Source organism: Pelagimonas phthalicica (genome assembly GCF_004364805.1).
GTDB classification, from domain to species: Bacteria; Pseudomonadota; Alphaproteobacteria; order Rhodobacterales; family Rhodobacteraceae; genus Pelagimonas; species Pelagimonas phthalicica.
This window is the reverse complement of the sequence record NZ_SOAP01000001.1, coordinates 1,019,631-1,036,660: the sequence shown is the minus strand read 5'-3', so window position 1 is coordinate 1,036,660 and position 17,030 is coordinate 1,019,631. Positions and strand designations below refer to the sequence as shown.

The 17,030-nt window shown below is 57.0% G+C and carries 15 protein-coding genes; 12 read left to right on the top strand and 3 right to left on the bottom strand.

The window, feature by feature from the left end:
- Position 1 precedes the first annotated feature (1 nt).
- The 3 genes from CLV87_RS05140 to CLV87_RS05130 all read left to right on the top strand — a co-directional run bounded on the left by CLV87_RS05140 (position 2) and on the right by CLV87_RS05130 (position 4,123).
- Positions 2-1,039: a HesA/MoeB/ThiF family protein gene (locus CLV87_RS05140; RefSeq protein ID WP_099244727.1), complete on the top strand. Its 1,038-nt coding sequence runs from the start codon at positions 2-4 to the stop codon at positions 1,037-1,039.
- A 229-nt stretch (positions 1,040-1,268) separates the two neighbouring features.
- Positions 1,269-2,045, top strand: coding sequence for a hypothetical protein (locus CLV87_RS05135; protein ID WP_176556014.1), 777 nt, complete (start codon positions 1,269-1,271; stop codon positions 2,043-2,045).
- A gap of 68 nt (positions 2,046-2,113) precedes the next feature.
- Positions 2,114-4,123 (top strand): M3 family metallopeptidase, encoded by a 2,010-nt coding sequence (locus CLV87_RS05130; RefSeq protein WP_099243092.1) that lies wholly within the window; start codon positions 2,114-2,116, stop codon positions 4,121-4,123.
- 84 nt (positions 4,124-4,207) lie between these two features.
- On the opposite strand, the gene CLV87_RS05125 is transcribed toward CLV87_RS05130, so the two are convergent.
- Positions 4,208-5,203 (bottom strand): TraB/GumN family protein, encoded by a 996-nt coding sequence (locus CLV87_RS05125; RefSeq protein ID WP_099243094.1) that lies wholly within the window; start codon positions 5,201-5,203, stop codon positions 4,208-4,210.
- A 72-nt stretch (positions 5,204-5,275) separates the two neighbouring features.
- On the opposite strand from CLV87_RS05125, the gene CLV87_RS05120 reads away from it, so the two are divergent.
- Complete coding sequence (locus CLV87_RS05120; RefSeq protein WP_099243095.1) at positions 5,276-5,956, top strand: DUF2161 domain-containing phosphodiesterase; 681 nt, start codon at positions 5,276-5,278, stop codon at positions 5,954-5,956.
- A gap of 239 nt (positions 5,957-6,195) precedes the next feature.
- On the top strand, positions 6,196-7,488 hold the full coding sequence (locus tag CLV87_RS05115) for a DEAD/DEAH box helicase (protein WP_370739611.1): 1,293 nt from the start codon (positions 6,196-6,198) through the stop codon (positions 7,486-7,488).
- Here the strand turns inward: CLV87_RS05115 and CLV87_RS05110 are convergent.
- Positions 7,485-8,414 (bottom strand): L-lactate dehydrogenase, encoded by a 930-nt coding sequence (locus CLV87_RS05110; protein WP_099243097.1) that lies wholly within the window; start codon positions 8,412-8,414, stop codon positions 7,485-7,487. The two genes, CLV87_RS05115 and CLV87_RS05110, sit on opposite strands and share 4 nt — an antisense overlap.
- Positions 8,415-8,666: 252 nt before the next feature.
- On the opposite strand from CLV87_RS05110, the gene groES reads away from it, so the two are divergent.
- The 5 genes from groES to CLV87_RS05085 all read left to right on the top strand — a co-directional run bounded on the left by groES (position 8,667) and on the right by CLV87_RS05085 (position 13,167).
- Positions 8,667-8,954: a co-chaperone GroES gene (groES, locus tag CLV87_RS05105; RefSeq protein ID WP_099243099.1), complete on the top strand. Its 288-nt coding sequence runs from the start codon at positions 8,667-8,669 to the stop codon at positions 8,952-8,954.
- A 94-nt stretch (positions 8,955-9,048) separates the two neighbouring features.
- Positions 9,049-10,689 carry a chaperonin GroEL gene (groL, locus tag CLV87_RS05100; protein ID WP_099243101.1) on the top strand — a complete coding sequence of 547 codons (1,641 nt, stop codon included), beginning with the start codon at positions 9,049-9,051 and terminating at the stop codon, positions 10,687-10,689.
- A gap of 270 nt (positions 10,690-10,959) precedes the next feature.
- The gene (locus CLV87_RS05095) at positions 10,960-11,256 is read left to right on the top strand and encodes a hypothetical protein (RefSeq protein WP_133840696.1); all 297 of its coding nucleotides are present in this window, start codon (positions 10,960-10,962) and stop codon (positions 11,254-11,256) included.
- A 78-nt stretch (positions 11,257-11,334) separates the two neighbouring features.
- Positions 11,335-11,946 (top strand): ribonuclease HII, encoded by a 612-nt coding sequence (locus tag CLV87_RS05090; RefSeq protein ID WP_099244733.1) that lies wholly within the window; start codon positions 11,335-11,337, stop codon positions 11,944-11,946.
- A 105-nt stretch (positions 11,947-12,051) separates the two neighbouring features.
- The gene (locus CLV87_RS05085; RefSeq protein ID WP_099243105.1) at positions 12,052-13,167 is read left to right on the top strand and encodes a site-specific DNA-methyltransferase; all 1,116 of its coding nucleotides are present in this window, start codon (positions 12,052-12,054) and stop codon (positions 13,165-13,167) included.
- A 137-nt stretch (positions 13,168-13,304) separates the two neighbouring features.
- Here CLV87_RS05085 and CLV87_RS05080 read toward each other — a convergent pair whose 3' ends face one another.
- Positions 13,305-13,769, bottom strand: a complete 465-nt coding sequence (locus CLV87_RS05080) for a YbjN domain-containing protein (protein ID WP_166652673.1) — start codon at positions 13,767-13,769, stop codon at positions 13,305-13,307.
- 160 nt (positions 13,770-13,929) lie between these two features.
- On the opposite strand from CLV87_RS05080, the gene CLV87_RS05075 reads away from it, so the two are divergent.
- Positions 13,930-14,832 (top strand): DMT family transporter, encoded by a 903-nt coding sequence (locus CLV87_RS05075; protein WP_099243109.1) that lies wholly within the window; start codon positions 13,930-13,932, stop codon positions 14,830-14,832.
- A gap of 76 nt (positions 14,833-14,908) precedes the next feature.
- A complete protein-coding gene (locus CLV87_RS05070) occupies positions 14,909-16,996 on the top strand; it encodes a methyl-accepting chemotaxis protein (RefSeq protein ID WP_166652672.1) in 2,088 nt (695 codons plus the stop codon).
- The last annotated feature ends 34 nt before the right edge of the window (positions 16,997-17,030 follow it).

Sequence of the window (17,030 nt, the reverse complement as noted above, 5' to 3'; positions counted from 1 at the left end):
GATGGTTCTGGTCCTCAGCCTCGCGGCCTGTTTGTGGGGGCTGGGCCATGTGCTACGCATGCCGTCCTCCATGCGGGGCATGCTGGTTGGTCTACTCTTTGGGGCTGTGATCCTTTTGCATCTCGTTCTGCCAGATGGGCATCCGCTGCGAATGGCGACCGGGGAAAGCGCGGCACTTTGGCTGATCCTGTTGGGTTTTGCGGCTTTGGTCTGGATTTACCGGCAAGCGCTGGCCAAATTGCGCGCCAAGGCCCAGCCGCAGGAGACCACCATGCCAGAGCAAGCCAGCCTTTTTGTTGACGGAGAGCTCCAACGCTATGCCCGCCATATCGTCCTGCGAGAGCTGGGCGGGCCGGGGCAGAAAAAGCTGAAAGAGGCCAAGGTCTTGGTCATCGGGGCAGGGGGGCTGGGGTCGCCGGCCTTGCTTTACCTTGCAGCGGCCGGAGTTGGGACCATTGGAGTGATTGATGATGACGAGGTGGATGCGGGTAATTTGCAGCGCCAAGTGATCCATTCTGATGAGGCCATCGATACGCCCAAGGTGTTTTCCGCCGAGGCGCGGATGAAGGCGATCAACCCCTATCTCAAGGTGCGCCCTTACAAGCGCCGTCTCAGCGAGGAAATCGCGGAGGAGCTGATCGGGGAATATGATCTTGTTCTGGATGGCACCGATAACTTCGACACGCGCTATCTCGTCAATCACATGGCCGTTAAGCTGGGCATCCCGCTGGTCTCAGGCGCGCTGAGCCAATGGGAAGGGCAGGTTGCGGTGTTTGATCCGGCCAAGGATGGCCCTTGCTATGAATGCATCTTCCCCGAAGCGCCTGCACCAGAATTGGCCCCCAGCTGCGCCGAGGCAGGCGTGCTTGGCCCCTTGCCCGGCGTGGTCGGGTCGATGATGGCGGTTGAGGCGGTCAAGCTGATCACCGGGGCAGGGGCTCCGTTGCGCGGCGAGATGTTGATTTATGACGCGCTTTGGGGGGAGACCCGCAAGATCACCTTGACAAAGCGCGAGGGCTGCCCCTGTTGTTCTGGCTAGGGTCAAGACCCATTAATTCACAACGCTCAGTTCGCCAGATTTTGTTCCAGACTAGGCATATGCCCGCTGGAATAGTGGCTCTATTTCAAGGGTATATAACGCAGGCTGGGGCAAAATCCGGCGAACCCGAAGGGCATGGAGAAATACATGCTCTCAGTGGCTCGATTTTCTTGCCAAGGCAACCAGCCTTGTCTGCGAAATTCAAGCCTCTGATAATACGTATTTTTCCATGCTGAGCATTGCGAATAAATGGGTCCTGACCCTAAAGGTTTTTGGCCACGGGATTGGTATTCTGCTGGCGACCTTGCTGACCCAGATCGGCGGGCTGGCCTGGATCATCGCTCTGATGTTTCGCCGCCGATTGCTTGCGTTCCTCTTGATCTATGTTGGGCTTTGGTCGGCGACATTGGTCGTTGCGCCACAATTCGGGCGCGTACCGCTGCCCTGTCATGGCGCGACTTTGCGGGCGCAATCGCTGTTTTATTGCGCGACGGCCCGGCACTATGTGTCACCGGATTTGGCGGAGGTCGCGCAGGATGCAGCGGATGAAATGGCGCAGCGTTATCCGGGGACAGTGACACTCTATCTGGATGCAAACTTGCCGTTTTGGGATGGGTTTCCGCTGTTGCCACATCTGTCCCATGATGATGGTGAAAAACTGGATCTGGCTTTCTACTATACTGACGAACTGGGGGCTTACCTGCCTGGGAAAACCCGGTCTCTGATTGGCTATTGGGCGTTCGAGGCGCTGGACCAACACATTTGCCCTGAAAAATGGCCGACATTGCGATGGGATTTTGCGTGGCTGCAGCCCTTATGGGCAAAACGCCCCTTGGAACCTGTGCGCACCGGTGCCCTTGTTCAGATTTTGGCGGCTGATCCTCGTATCTCAAAACTGTTTCTCGAACCGCCCATGGCAGAGAGCCTGGTATTGAAAGGTCAAAAGCTGCGCTTTCAGGGCTGCCGCGCCGCGCGCCATGATGATCACCTGCATGTTCAACTTTGAACGATGGGTGCTATTGCAGCCCTTGGTTGTGCCCCCTACGTTCCAAGGAAACAATCGGAGAGATTTTGATGAGCAACGCTTTGCTGCAGGACTGGACCACACCCTTTGGTCTGCCACCGTTTAAGGAAATTTCGGACGAGGATTTTGGCCCGGCCTTTGAAGCGGCCATGGCAGAGGATCTGGCCGAGGTTGAGGCCCTGGTTGCCAATCCCGACGCGCCCAGCTTTGCCAATACGATCGAAGGATTGATGCGCACAGGGGCTGCCTTGGACAAGGTGGCGTCGGTGTTCTTCAACATTGCCGGGGCCGATAGCAATGAGGCGCGTGAGGCGTTGATGCGGGAATATTCCCCAAAACTCTCGGCCCATTCCTCGGCGATCTATTCCAACAAAGCCCTGTTTGACCGCATTCAGAGCGTTTGGGACCAGCGTGAAAGCTTGGATCTGAGCGAAGAACAAGCACGGGTGCTGATGCTGTTGCATCGCAACTTTGTCCGCGCGGGTGCCGGGTTGGAGGGCGAGGCCTCTGAGCGCATGACCGAGGTCAAGAACCGTCTGGCTGTGCTTGGGACATCTTTCACCCAAAACCTTTTGGCGGATGAGCGGGAATGGGTGATGGAAGTGACCGAAGCGGATCTTGATGGTCTGCCGGAGTTTGTGATCTCAGCCATGCGCGCAGCGGGCGAAGAGCGGGGGCTTGGCCCGGTTGTCACCCTGTCGCGTTCAGTCATCGTGCCGTTCCTGCAGTTCTCACCCAAGCGCGATTTGCGTCAGAAAGCCTATCAGGCATGGGGGTTGCGCGGTGCCAACGGCGGTGAAACCGACAATCGCGAGATTGCCAACGAAACGCTGGCCCTGCGCGAAGAGCGCGCAAAACTGCTGGGCTATGATGATTTCTCGGGCTTCAAACTGGAAACCGAAATGGCGGGTACGCCAGAACGCGTGCGCGAGCTGTTGATGGCGGTTTGGGACCCTGCCAAAGCACAGGCCGATGCCGACGCCAAAATCCTCGAGGATATGCTGCACGCTGATGGGTTTGAGGGGCCTCTAGAGGCTTGGGACTGGCGCTACTACGCGGAAAAACGGCGCAAGGCCGAGCATGATTTGGACGAGGCCGAGGTCAAGCCTTACTTTCAACTCGACCGCATGATTGAGGCGAGCTTTGATTGCGCCAACCGTTTGTTCGGGTTGGAATTCGCTCCGCTGGATGTGGCTTTGTATCACGAAGATGCGCGCGCCTGGGAAGTGACGCGCAATGGCGAACATGTTGCGATCTTCATCGGTGATTATTTCGCGCGCGGGTCGAAACGTTCTGGGGCCTGGTGCTCGGCAATCCGCGCGCAGCGTAAATTTCCTGACACACAAATCCCGATTGTAGTTAATGTCTGCAATTTTGCCAAAGGTGACCCGGCGCTTTTGTCCTATGACGATGCACGCACCTTGTTCCACGAGTTCGGCCATGCCTTGCATCAGATGTTGTCAGATGTCACCTATGAGATGATTTCGGGCACCTCTGTGGCGCGTGACTTTGTCGAGCTGCCAAGCCAGTTGTATGAGCACTGGCTGGATGTGCCTGAGGTTCTGGAGAAATTCGCGCTGCATGCCGAAACGGGCGAGGCGATGCCAAAAGAGCTGTTGGAAAAGGTGCTTGGCGCTGCGAATTTCGATATGGGGTTCCAGACGGTGGAATATGTAGCCTCGGCCTTGGTTGATCTGGGCTTTCATGACGGACCGGCCCCGGCGGATGTGATGCAGAAACAGGCCGAAGTTTTGGAACAGATCGGCATGCCGCGCGCCATTTCCATGCGCCACGCCACCCCGCATTTTGCCCATGTCTTTGCGGGCGATGGCTATAGCAGCGGCTATTACAGCTATATGTGGTCCGAAGTCATGGATGCGGATGCCTTTGCAGCTTTTGAAGAGGTTGGAGACCCGTTTGACGCGGATATGGCGCAAAAGCTTGAACGCTTTATCCTCTCGGCGGGTGGGTCGCAGGAAGCAGAAAAGCTTTATACCGCCTTTCGGGGGCGCATGCCCGGCGTTGAGGCATTGCTTAAGGGGCGAGGTCTGGCCGCTTGATCGCGTCTGGGTGCAACAAAAGTTTTATCTAAAACTTTTGCAAATTTCGTGGACGAAATTTGGAAGCGCGCCGCGACAGGTTGCTTAGAATGGCTGGCGTTGCAGGGTAAAGCCCTGTTGCGCCAGCAGGTTCAACACACCGTCATCGCCCATCAAATGCGCGGCTCCAAAGGCTACGACGATGGGGGCATCATGCGTATCGGCGGCACCCAGGATCACTGGGATCCAGGCGCGGTTGCGCTTGTTGAGCAACTCTTCCTCCAGCTTGTCGAAAACCGCGTCGATTTCGTCTTTGGGCAAGGTCGAAAACTGAGGGGCCAGCACCCGGCTCATCTGCCAGCTTTCAGCCACCTGTTCGTCAAAATAGCTGGCCAGCGTTGTGGCGATTTGATCCTCGCTATCTTCATCCGACAGGACACCAGCAGAGAGCATTCTGATCTGCTCCTCAATCGGTTCCTGTCCGAAAATCTTGAACAGGGTCATGAAGTCTTCCAGCGACTGGCTCGGCACCTCAGCCGCATCCGCGATCTTGTTCAGCCGACTGTCCAGCCCGTTCTGCCCTTCGCGCATTTCGGCGATCATGCAGGAGGGCATGGCCAGCGTTAGGGACAGGTACCAGGGCTGAAACTTGGCTGCCATGAAGGGCGGGATGCCCCGCGACTTGGCCGCATCAGCCAGAGCTTGCCATTGCTCAGGTGGCATCAGGTCAATCAGGGTTTCCCCCTGCATCATCAAAATCGACGGGTCTGCGGCAAGCTGGCGCTGAAGTCTGTCCTGATCTTCTTTCGTCGCTTCAAGCAAGAGCACACCAGCGGATTCAATCAATGGCGTTATACGCGCAACCGGCGCATCCAGACGCGGATCGTCCAGATGCAGCGTGCCGATGATATGGATGGTCTCATCGCCCTTCGTTGCCGTCCAATGATTGCCCACCGCATAAGGCGTCGCCGCGACCCGCTCGTCAATCTCAGCCCGTTGGGCATCCGTCAGGCCTGGCCGCAAATCCTGTCCCAGGCAGGCCGCAGAAACAGAAGTGGCAAGTGTCATTGCAACGGCGAAGGACAAAAGAAAACGCAACATGGTGGCTCCGACTGTGAACTTGGTGCAGATTAGGCAGGTCAGAGCGGAAAAGACAGGCGAAAACGGGCAGGGATGAGGCGGGAAAGCGATCTTTACGGGCCAATCAAGGTCCTACTGGAAAAGCAGGGCTATGAGGTCAAGGGCGAAGTCGGGGCTGTTGATGTGATGGCCGTTCGCGCTGACGAGCCGCCAGTGATCGTTGAGTTGAAGCTGACAATTTCCCTGTCGCTTTACCATCAGGCCATCGCGCGTTTATCGGTGACGGATACGGTCTATATCGCTGTTCCCAAGCCCAAGGGCAAAACCGCCAAGCGCGCGCTCAAGGACAATCTGGCCATGTGCCGCCGTCTTGGGCTGGGCTTTATTACCGTGCGAGCGGACAACACGGTCGAGGTGCATTGCGATCCCGGCCCTTATGCGCCGCGCAAGAATAAGAAACGTCAGACCAGGTTGCTGCGCGAGTTTCAGAGGCTGGATGGTGATCCGAACAAGGGCGGTGCGACCCGTCACGGGATTGTCACCGGCTACCGGCAGGACGCGCTGAAATGCGCCGCCATGCTGGCCGAGGTCGGAGCGAGCCGGGGCAAGGATGTGGCCAAGGCCACAGGTGTGGCCAAGGCGACCACGATCATGCGCAGCAATCACTATGGTTGGTTCGACAAGGTGGAAAAGGGCGTCTATGTGCTCAACCAAACGGGGCGCGCGGGTCTGAAACATTGGGCCTATAGCTGGGAAGACAGCGAATCCGGTTGACGCGGCGCTAAAAAGCCGCCATTGCCGCATCGTCGCTGCGCTGCCGCGTGAGCATGCCGGGCCTTTGCCCTCAGCGTCACCACAACAGTTTCCCCATCACGCAGGGTTGCACTGGCAAGACCGGACAGCGCGGGAACCGCCTGACTGGCCAGAGGTTTTGCCAAACCCTCCGATACCCGCACGCGATGTGCGGGATTGACCAATGGCGCAGCCGGGCATTGCCCCTGCGCACCAAAGGAATGACTTTGTCTGAATTTGAACCACTCGGCATCATGCCGAACCTGACCAAAGCCCTGACCGAAGCAGGGCTAACCAAACCGACTCCGATCCAGGAAAAAGCGATCCCGTTGGCCTTGCAGGGGCGTGACGTGCTGGGGCTTGCCCAGACCGGAACCGGCAAAACGCTGGCTTTTGGGCTGCCGCTTTTGAATACGCTGATGTCGGACCCGGTGAAACCGGCCGCAAAAAGTGTCAAGGCGCTGATCCTCGCTCCGACGCGGGAATTGGTGAACCAGATTGCCGACAACCTCAAAGCGTTGACCCAGAAATCTCACCTCAAGGTACGTACTGTGGTGGGTGGTCAGTCGATCAACCGCCAGATCAATATGCTGGAACGTGGGGCGGATGTCTTGGTCGCGACTCCGGGGCGTTTGATCGATTTGATGGATCGCAAAGCCGTCAAGCTGAACACGGTCAAACATCTTGTCCTGGATGAGGCCGATCAGATGCTCGATATGGGGTTCATCCATGCGCTGCGCAAAATTGCCCCGGCGTTGGGCACGCCGCGTCAAACCATGCTGTTTTCGGCCACCATGCCGAAGCAGATGGAAGAGCTGAGCCGCGCCTATCTCGACAATCCCGAAAAGGTACAGGTTTCGCCCCCCGGCAAGGCCGCCGACAAGATCACCCAATCGGTGCATTTCGTTGAAAAGGCTGGCAAGCCGGGCAAGTTGCGCGAAATCCTCTCTCAAGATCCCGATGCGCTGACCCTTGTCTTTGCCCGCACCAAACATGGGGCCGAACGTCTGATGAAGGGTCTTGTGGCCGATGGTTTCAACGCAGCCTCGATCCATGGCAACAAAAGCCAGGGCCAGCGGGACCGCGCCATCAAGGGCTTTCGTGACGGCGATATCAACATCCTTGTGGCCACCGATGTGGCTGCGCGTGGGATCGACATCCCCGGCGTCGCCTATGTGGTCAACTTTGACCTGCCCGAAGTGGCCGAGAACTATGTCCACCGGATTGGGCGCACGGCCCGCGCTGGGCGTGATGGCGAGGCAATCGCCTTTTGTGCCGCAGATGAGGTGCTGCTGCTTCGTCAGATCCAAAAGGTGATGAAGCTGGATATTCCGGTGGCTTCGGGTGTTGAGCCCGAGCCCGTGGATCGCCCCAAACCACAGCGGGGCGGGCGTGGGCGCAGCGGCGGTGGCCGTGGAAAACCCCGTGGTGGTGCCGGCAATGCGGCGGGGAAACCGGCGGGCAAGCCCAAGGCAAGACGCCAAAAACACCGCTCGCCACAGGCAGGGGCCTAAACCTCAACCTGCGTTACGGTATCCTTAAGCAATTGAGCTGAGGCCGTCAGGGCCTCGGTCTCATCCGGTGACAGATCTGGCAGCAACTCCATGCTGACGCCCCGGGCGCCAACGATGCGAGGGATGGAGCAGGCGACGGTCTTGACGCCCAAGATATCCGACACACAGGAAACGGTGAGAACCGCCTGCTCGTCGCTGGCAATGGCCGCGACGATGCGGGCCAGGCCAGCGCCGATCCCGTACCAGGTCGCCCCTTTGCCTTCGATGATCGTATAGGCAGCGCGGCGCACGCCTGTGTCGATTTCCGCGCGTGTTTCTGTGGTAAGTGGGCGGCCAACCTGTTGTGAAAAACTGGTGATCGAGGCCGAGCCTGCCCGCGCTGAACTCCAGGCCAGGACTTCGGAATCGCCGTGTTCCCCCAGCACATAGCCATGCACCGAACGCGGCGCGATGCCCAAGTGCCGCCCCAAAAGCCAGCGAAACCGCGCTGTGTCCAGAATGGTTCCGGATCCGATGACGCGGCTGGCCGGCAGACCGGACAAGTCGCGAGTGATCTGTGTCATGATATCCACTGGGTTGGAGGCAATCAGCAAAATCGCATCCGGGCAGACGCGCATCACCTCGCCCACGACCGAGCGAAAGACCTGAGCATTTCGTCCAAGCAATTCCAGCCGCGTTTCGCCCGGCTGTTGGCTGACACCGCAGGCCAGAATGACAATGCCTGCGCCCTTTAGATCGTCATAATCCCCGGCATCAACCTGCACAGTGTGACCAAAGGGGACCGCATGGGCGATATCTTCGGCTTCGGCCCGGGCGCGGGCCGTGTCGAGATCAACCAAAACGATCCGTGACGCCGCTCCGCGCATGACACAGGCAAAGGCGGCGGCCGAGCCAACCATTCCCGCCCCGATGATCCCGACTTTCATGACTCGTCTCCTTGCTCAAATGGTTGCGCTAACATTTTCAAACGTGACCAGCGCCTGTTCACAATTCCTAAACCAACCCGACAAAACCATGATTTGATCTACGCCAAAATCCAACAATATTTTTCACCACTGCGTGTTGACTCATGAGTTTGACCTGCCTAGCTATACGCCGTTAGCACTCAACAAGGGTGAGTGCTAACGGCCCCGAAACAGGGGTCAACGAGATTAACTTTGAGCCAAGGAGACTCGAAGATGGCATTTACACCGCTGCACGACCGCGTGGTTGTTCGTCGCGTTGAAAGCGAAGAAAAGACCGCGGGTGGTCTGATCATTCCTGAAAGCGCAAAAGAGAAACCAGCCGAAGGCCTGGTTGTTGCTGTAGGCGCTGGCGCGCGCGACGAAGACGGTGATCGTATCGCGATGGACGTCAAAGAAGGCGACAAGATCCTGTTCGGCAAATGGTCCGGCACCGAGATCACGCTGGACGGCGAAGAGCTGCTGATCATGAAAGAAAGCGACATCCTGGGCATCATCGGCTGAACCGCCGCTGTCCAGAGCAGGGCGGCGGGGTGAAGCCCCACCCTACATCCTGATCTGATCGCTTCAATTTCTACTTTTTCTGAGGAGAATACACATGGCCGCTAAGGACGTGAAATTCGATACCGACGCCCGCAACCGTATGCTGGCAGGCGTCAACATTCTGGCAGACGCTGTCAAAGTGACCCTGGGCCCCAAAGGCCGCAATGTTGTTCTGGACAAGTCGTTCGGCGCACCACGCATCACCAAAGACGGTGTTTCTGTTGCCAAAGAGATCGAGCTGGAAGACAAGTTCGAGAACATGGGCGCGCAGATGGTGAAAGAAGTTGCTTCGCGCACCAATGACGAAGCAGGCGACGGCACCACCACCGCGACCGTTCTGGCACAAGCCATCGTCAAAGAAGGCCTGAAGCAGGTTGCAGCTGGCCTGAACCCAATGGACCTGAAGCGCGGCATCGACCTGGCAACTGCCAAGGTTGTTGAAGGCATCAAAGCCTCTGCTCGCCCTGTTGCAGACAGCGAAGAAGTTGCCCAGGTTGGCACCATCTCCGCAAACGGCGAAGCCGAAATCGGCCAGCAGATCGCAGACGCGATGCAGAAAGTCGGCAACGAAGGCGTTATCACCGTTGAAGAGAACAAAGGTCTGGAAACCGAGACCGATGTTGTTGAAGGCATGCAGTTCGACCGCGGTTACCTGTCGCCTTACTTTGTCACCAACGCTGACAAGATGACCACCGAGCTGGACGACTGCTTGATCCTGCTGCACGAAAAGAAACTGTCCTCTCTGCAGCCAATGGTTCCTCTGCTGGAATCTGTGATCCAGTCGCAAAAGCCTCTGCTGATCATCGCTGAAGACGTCGAAGGCGAAGCGCTGGCGACTCTGGTTGTCAACAAACTGCGTGGCGGCCTGAAAATCGCTGCTGTCAAAGCTCCTGGCTTTGGCGATCGCCGCAAGGCCATGCTGCAGGACATCGCAATTCTGACCGGTGGTCAGGTGATTGCCGAAGATCTGGGCATGAAGCTTGAATCCGTGACCATGGACATGCTGGGCACCGCCAAGAAAGTTCAGATCACCAAAGACGAAACCACCATCGTTGACGGTGCTGGTGAGAAAGCTGAGATCGAAGCACGTGTTTCCCAGATCCGCGCGCAGATCGAAGAAACCACCTCTGACTACGACCGTGAAAAGCTGCAAGAGCGCGTTGCCAAACTGGCGGGCGGTGTTGCTGTGATCCGCGTTGGCGGCATGACCGAAGTTGAAGTGAAAGAGCGCAAAGATCGTGTTGACGATGCTCTGAACGCAACCCGAGCTGCTGTTCAAGAAGGTGTCATCGTTGGTGGTGGTGTTGCTCTGGTTCAGGCCGGTAAAGCACTGGAAGGTCTGGAAGGCGCAAACGCTGACCAAAACGCCGGTATCACCATCGTTAAGAAAGCCATCGAAGCGCCTCTGCGTCAGATCGCCGAAAACGCCGGTGTTGACGGTGCGGTTGTTGCTGGCAAGGTTCGCGAAAGCGACGAAAGCTCCTTTGGCTTCAACGCTCAGACCGAAGAATATGGCGACATGTTCGGCTTTGGTGTGATCGACCCTGCCAAAGTGACCCGTACCGCTCTGGAAGATGCGGCATCGGTTGCTGGCCTGCTGATCACCACCGAAGCGATGGTTGCAGACAAGCCTGCCAAAGAAGGTGCTGGCGCACCTGCAATGCCCGACATGGGCGGCATGGGCGGCATGATGTAATCAACTGGTCTTTGGACCTGTCGATAAACGATTGTGCAAAGGCGTCCCTCGGGGCGCCTTTGTCACGAGAGCGGTCTGGTACGCTCTAACTGCGGAAAGACCGTGCGTTTTCCACATCGCGTTGTCCTGGCTTTCCTGCCACGAAATACTGTTGGCAAAAAACAGACAGGGACTTCTGCTTTGGAAAGCAATCTGTTAACCTAGCTCATCTTAAGATGGAATTTCTTGGGGGACCGAATGAGCTGCCATAATCTGAGAAAAGGTTTATCTGTGAGCGTGCCGGACGGGCTGCGCAAACAGTTGCTGGACATGTCTCCGGCAAACCTTCCTATGGCATATCTCGTGCGCCAATCCCTGCTAAAGGCGCTGGCCGAAGGGCTGGATTGGACGACAGATGTCGCAACCGGCTCTTCTGAGCCGCTGCAAATCCCCTTGTCCCTCGAAGAGCGCATGCAGCTTTCTGAGCGCATCGCAGGGCGTGATGTCAGCGAAGAGGTGGCCGCGCTGTCCCTTGTGGATGCCGCCCTGCGCCATATGCGGTCTGACGATCAGGACGAAGCTATTTAAGAGCGGTTCACGCGCTCGCAAATAGCGTTGCCAAACCCTTCCCCTTGTATGGCCGGGGCAGATGGGTTTTCTGGCAGCATGACACATACAGAAAACATGGACGCCCCTTATCATGCGCGCGGTCTGCGGCTGGCTGGGGTTGACGAGGTGGGCCGTGGCCCTCTGGCGGGCCCTGTGGTGGCCTGTGCGGTGATCCTGGACCCGGATAACATCCCCGAAGGTCTGACGGACTCCAAGAAGCTCTCAGCCAAGAAACGCAATGCGCTGGATCTTCTGATCCGCAAGACCGCTCATGTCAGCATCGCCGAAGCGACGGTCGAGGAAATCGACCAACTCAATATCCTGCAAGCCAGCATGTTGGCCATGCGCCGCGCGGTCGAAGGATTGCCGATTCGCCCTGATCACTTGCTGGTGGATGGGAATCGGTTGCCCGAGGGGCTCCCGTGCCCGGCCTCTGCAATCGTCAAGGGGGACTCTCTTTCGCAAACCATCGGAGCGGCCTCAATTGTGGCCAAAAAGTGGCGAGATGATGTCATGATCAAGATCGCGCAACACTACCCAGGATATGGCTGGGAAAAGAACGCCGGATACCCCACGAAATGTCACAAATCTGCACTCCGAGATTTGGGGGTAACCCCACACCATAGACGTTCGTTCAAGCCGGTACGCGATATCTTGTATCAAGAGTAAATCGTAACGCCCTGATTAAATAAAGAATTTGACCCTGATTCGGTCATGACTCATCCTAGGCTCAACCAACGATCGCGAAAAACGCGGCATGGATTGAGGCAGAAAATGACGAAGATGACCAAGATGACGAGTGCAAATGCGCTCCCACTAAACACGATTCTGGAAGGGGATTGCGTGGAGGTTATGAACAGCCTCCCGGCCAATTCGGTCGACCTCATCTTTGCCGATCCGCCCTATAATCTGCAGCTCAAAGGCGAGCTGCACCGCCCGGATAATTCCAAGGTGGATGCCGTGGATGATCACTGGGACCAGTTCAGCAGTTTTGCCGCCTATGACAAGTTCTCCCAAGACTGGCTCAAAGCGGCGCGCCGATTGCTCAAACCCGACGGGGCAATTTGGGTAATCGGCTCTTATCACAACATTTTCCGGGTTGGGGCGGCGTTGCAAGACGCAGGTTACTGGATCCTGAATGATGTTGTCTGGCGCAAGTCGAACCCGATGCCGAACTTCCGCGGCAAACGGTTCACCAATGCCCATGAAACAATGATTTGGGCGTCCAAATCCGAGGGCGCTAAATACACCTTTAACTACGAAGCGCTGAAGGCCCTCAACGAAGGCATCCAGATGCGCAGCGATTGGGTGCTGCCGATCTGCAATGGCGGCGAGCGTCTCAAGGACGAAAACGGCGACAAGGCCCACCCGACGCAAAAGCCACACTCGCTGTTGCACCGTGTTCTGGTTGGTTCGACCAACCCCGGCGACGTGGTGCTTGACCCGTTCTTTGGCACCGGCACCACCGGCGCTGTGGCCAAGATGCTGGGCCGCGACTGGATCGGCATCGAGCGCGAAGAGACCTATCGCAAGATCGCGACCAAGCGCATCAACGACATCCGCAAATTCGACAAGGACGCGCTGCAGGTTTCGACCTCAAAACGTGCCGAGCCTCGCGTGCCCTTTGGCCAATTGGTCGAGCGCGGGATGTTGCGCCCGGGCGAACAGCTCTGGTCGATGAATGGCCGCCACAAAGCCAAGGTCCGCGCCGACGGCACCTTGATTGGTGACGATATCAAGGGCTCGATCCACCAGGTTGGCGCCAAGCTTGAAGGCGCGCCAAGCTGCAATGGCTGGACCTACTGGTGCTTCAAACGTGACGGCAAAACCGTTCCGATTGACGTGCTGCGTCAGCAGATCCGGGCGGAAATGAACGATCAAACGAACTGATCCGCCTCGGGTTCAAAAGTTTCAATAAATTCAAGAACACCGCCGGTGCCATGTGAGTCATCACAGGCATCTACTGGCCCCGCTTGTCCGAAAGGTTTTCCGGCAAGCGGGGCATTTTTCGTTTCATGCAGAGCGCATCAGTTCCAGTCGATGAAATCTTCGAACTGACCAAGGACATTGGCCCACATCTTGAAATTATCGACAAAGTTTTCGGAGGAAACGCCGTAATCGATGTTCAGATCCATCTGCAGGAACGGGTCCATTTCATCATCCAGATGCACCGTGGCATAGCGCATGTCCGAATTCCACTGATTGGCGCGTTGTAAGGACATGCCATTGGTCATGTCATAGCCAACCTGAAACTGGATCGTCCGGCAATTGGCATTGTTGGTGCAGTCATAAAAGAAGATGTCGTAATTGGTTCCGTCCAGCTTGCCCTTGAGCAGCGGGTCGCCAACCTTGTCGGTTGTGATATCGATAAAATACCCTTCGTTCTTAAGCAGTGCGGCCAGAACATTGGCATCGGAAGCATCAACGGTTGATTGTGCGGCAGCGGCGAGCGGGAGCAGAGTAAAACCTGCTGAAATCAGAAACTTGCGCATGGTGTGTCCCTTCGTGAAATGGATTATGTCCTTTACGATAGCGGCACTGTAGCAATCCAATTCTCGGGTGCCAATTCCGGTAAACCTGCCCTCACCGGTAATTATCTGGGGCACATGGTCTTTGCTTTGCCATCTGCGCATTTCTCGGTAGAACGGGCCCATGGATATTCGCGCTATTTTGATGGGCCTGCTCTTTGCGGCCATGTGGTCTTCGGCCTTCACCTCGGCGCGTATCATTGTCGCTTCTGCGCCGCCTTTGACGGCTTTGGCGCTGCGGTTCCTGTTATCGGGTTTGATTGCGGTCGTTCTGGCCCGGTTGATGGGTCAGACATGGCGGCTCACCCCTGCGCAATGGCGCGCGACAATCCTGTTCGGGATTTGCCAGAATGCGCTGTATCTGGGATTGAATTTTGTTGCGATGCAATGGGTTGAGGCGTCTTTGGCCGCCATCGTTGCCTCGACCATGCCTTTGCTTGTGGCCCTGGCGGGCTGGATGTTTCTAAAGGACAGACCCAAACCGCTGGCCCTGTTTGGCTTGGTGGCGGGCTTGGCTGGCGTGGCGCTGATCATGGGCATTCGTCTCCAAGGCGGCGTGAATCTTGTCGGTTTGGGCTTTTGTGTGATCGGGGTCATCGCGTTGACAGTCGCCACGATGTCGCTCAAAGGGGCGCTAAGTGGCGGCAATTACATGATGATTGTCGGCCTGCAGATGCTGGTGGGGAGCGCGGTTCTCTGGCCCGCCGGACTGCTGCTAGAGCAGGTGGTTGTCCAATGGTCTGTCTCCCTGGTCTTGGCCTTTATTTACACCACCCTTGTGCCGGGCTTGGCGGCGACCGTGATCTGGGTTTTGCTTGTCAATCGCATCGGTGCCGTGCGCGCCGCGACCTTTCACTTTCTCAACCCGTTTCTCGGCGTGGCCTTTGCCAGTCTTCTCTTGGGAGAGGCCTTGCAAGGGTCGGATTACCTGGGCGTTTTGATCATCGCGACCGGAATTTTGGCGGTGCAACTCTCCCGTGTTTCGGAAAAAGAACAAATTCGACCTAAATTCGGGTCGGAAAGCTGAGGGCGTCCAAGGTTTCTTAATAGCCAGCCCCTACCCATTGTGCTGACCAATTGCATTCATAATGGGGAAACTGGTGATGAGCAGGTTTTCGATCCGCGCCCAAATCTTTGCATTAGCGGGGGCCTTTCTAGTCCTGATGCTGGGCGGTGCCTTGTTTGCGCTGATCAACAACACACGTGTCGCGACCTTGGTAAAGGAAACCAGCCACGCGGCCGAAGTTGATTTTCAGGTGTCAGAGGCGCTGAGCGCGGCCGAGGGCGCTCTTCTGAGTGTTCTCATGATCGACCGGGCCGAGCCTGGGGCTTATGAAACCTTTTCTGCAACCCTTTCGGCGAGTGTCTCCTCCTTGGACAAGGCGCTTGCGGGTTTGCCCGAAGTCGATTTTTCCAGTGATGTGCAAGAACAAGTTACCCAAGACCTGACGATATCCCGGTCTGAACTGGACTCACTGTTCAAAGAGATACCGGCCTTTCAAGCGGAACAGGGTTTCAAACGGTCCCGCGATTTCCGCAACCGTGTCATTCCCCTATTGCAAGGCAAAGTGGCCCTTTTGGGCGAAAACCACAGGGTTCTGCGGCAGAATTCCGAAGCCAAGACAACCGTCATGCTCAGTGTGGTTTCGGCGACAACAACAGCTGTGATCGCCGGCATCGTTGTCTCTACCATTCTTGGCATTGCCTTGGCTCTAGTCTTTGGCAAAATGCTGGCAACACCCATCCGCCGCGTGACACATTCGGTCGGGCTGATCGCGGAAAAGGATTATGCTGAGGAAATTCCAGACACCAATCGTCGCGATGAAATCGGTGAAATCATGCGCCAGTTGGACGTTTTGCGAACCAAGCTGTCCAAGGGCGAGAAAGCAGCGGCCAAAGTCAAAACCGAACATGAGCGGCGCGCCGAACTGTTTGTCGAACTTGGTCACGCCATGAGCAAGCTCAAGGCGGGCGATCTGTCGGATCGGATTGAATGTGACGACTGGCAAGATCTCGGTGAAAGCTATGTCGATCTGTGCCAGGACTTCAATGACCTCGCTAATACGTTGGCGGAACTGGTGAAATCCCTGCGTGATAGCGCTCGGACGGTTGAGGGCAATTCTTGTGAATTGTCCAACATGTCCAATGAAATGTCCCGCCGAGCTGAGGTACAGGCCGCAACGCTTGAGGAATCCGCAGCCGCTTTGGATGAGCTATCTGAAAGCGTGCAGGGGGCCGCAACACGAGCGCAAGAGGCGGATGAGCAAGTGGTCGAGGGCCGCCGCCGGGCCGAAGAAGGCGGTCAGGTGATGCATCAGGCGCTGGAGGCGATGAGTTCGATCGCGAAATCATCCGATCAGATCACTCAGATCATCGGGGTCATCGATGATATCGCCTTCCAAACCAACCTCTTGGCTTTGAACGCCGGTGTCGAAGCTGCGCGCGCTGGTGAATCCGGCAAGGGTTTCGCTGTTGTGGCGTCAGAAGTGCGCGGCCTAGCCCAGCGAGCAGCGGAATCCGCAAGCGAAATCAAGGACCTCGTGCTCAACAGTACCGCCCAGGTCGAAGATGGCGAAAAGCTGGTCCAGCAGACCTCGGAAACCCTAGGATTGATCGTGGAAAGCGTGACAAATGTGTCCGAAATGGTGTCCGGAATCGCCATTTCCGCCCGTGAACAAGCCAGCGCGGTCAAAGAAATCAATGTTGGGGTTGCTGAACTTGACAAAGTCACACAGCAAAACGCTGCCATGGTTGGTGATGCTACGACCTCCAGTCAGGAATTGAGCGGTGAGGCGTCGCGTTTGACAGAGCTTCTGGAACGCTTTGCTGGTGCATCTGAACCGATGGAGGTGCATGAACCTGTCGAACTGGATCTGGACCATGAAAGTCTGGTGAATTTTGGCGGCGAAGCTGCGGCGCAAAGCAATTCCGAGCCGCATCACGTTTCCTCGGCAGGGCCTCTTGGGAAAGGGCTGGCACAGGCAGGTTCAACTTCGGGGGTCGATCTTGATCTGACGCAAGACCTGGACGGGGACAACATGGACAGCAATTGGGAAAACCAGCCGACACATTCCGCGCCGGTGGATGCGGATGTGGAAACCTGGTCAGCTGACCTGCCCGAGCCAGAGCCGGTCCCCATGGAACCGCATCAGCCGGTTGCGGCCAATGCTGACCAGTGGAAAGAGTTCTGATGATGTTGACAGTTCAGGGGCGGGCCTGCCCCTG

Excerpts from the sequence above, each read along its gene's own strand:
- CLV87_RS05075 (WP_099243109.1), top strand. The coding sequence starts at position 13,930 with ATGGATATTCGCGCTATTTTGATGGGCCTGCTCTTTGCGGCCATGTGG.
- CLV87_RS05110 (WP_099243097.1), bottom strand. The coding sequence starts at position 8,414 with ATGAAAGTCGGGATCATCGGGGCGGGAATGGTTGGCTCGGCCGCCGCC.
- CLV87_RS05080 (WP_166652673.1), bottom strand. The coding sequence starts at position 13,769 with ATGCGCAAGTTTCTGATTTCAGCAGGTTTTACTCTGCTCCCGCTCGCC.
- CLV87_RS05135 (WP_176556014.1), top strand. The coding sequence starts at position 1,269 with ATGCTGAGCATTGCGAATAAATGGGTCCTGACCCTAAAGGTTTTTGGC.
- CLV87_RS05085 (WP_099243105.1), top strand. The coding sequence starts at position 12,052 with ATGACGAAGATGACCAAGATGACGAGTGCAAATGCGCTCCCACTAAAC.
- CLV87_RS05070 (WP_166652672.1), top strand. The coding sequence starts at position 14,909 with ATGAGCAGGTTTTCGATCCGCGCCCAAATCTTTGCATTAGCGGGGGCC.
- CLV87_RS05130 (WP_099243092.1), top strand. The coding sequence starts at position 2,114 with ATGAGCAACGCTTTGCTGCAGGACTGGACCACACCCTTTGGTCTGCCA.
- groL (WP_099243101.1), top strand. The coding sequence starts at position 9,049 with ATGGCCGCTAAGGACGTGAAATTCGATACCGACGCCCGCAACCGTATG.
- groES (WP_099243099.1), top strand. The coding sequence starts at position 8,667 with ATGGCATTTACACCGCTGCACGACCGCGTGGTTGTTCGTCGCGTTGAA.
- CLV87_RS05090 (WP_099244733.1), top strand. The coding sequence starts at position 11,335 with ATGACACATACAGAAAACATGGACGCCCCTTATCATGCGCGCGGTCTG.
- CLV87_RS05125 (WP_099243094.1), bottom strand. The coding sequence starts at position 5,203 with ATGTTGCGTTTTCTTTTGTCCTTCGCCGTTGCAATGACACTTGCCACT.
- CLV87_RS05120 (WP_099243095.1), top strand. The coding sequence starts at position 5,276 with ATGAGGCGGGAAAGCGATCTTTACGGGCCAATCAAGGTCCTACTGGAA.
- CLV87_RS05115 (WP_370739611.1), top strand. The coding sequence starts at position 6,196 with ATGACTTTGTCTGAATTTGAACCACTCGGCATCATGCCGAACCTGACC.
- CLV87_RS05140 (WP_099244727.1), top strand. The coding sequence starts at position 2 with ATGGTTCTGGTCCTCAGCCTCGCGGCCTGTTTGTGGGGGCTGGGCCAT.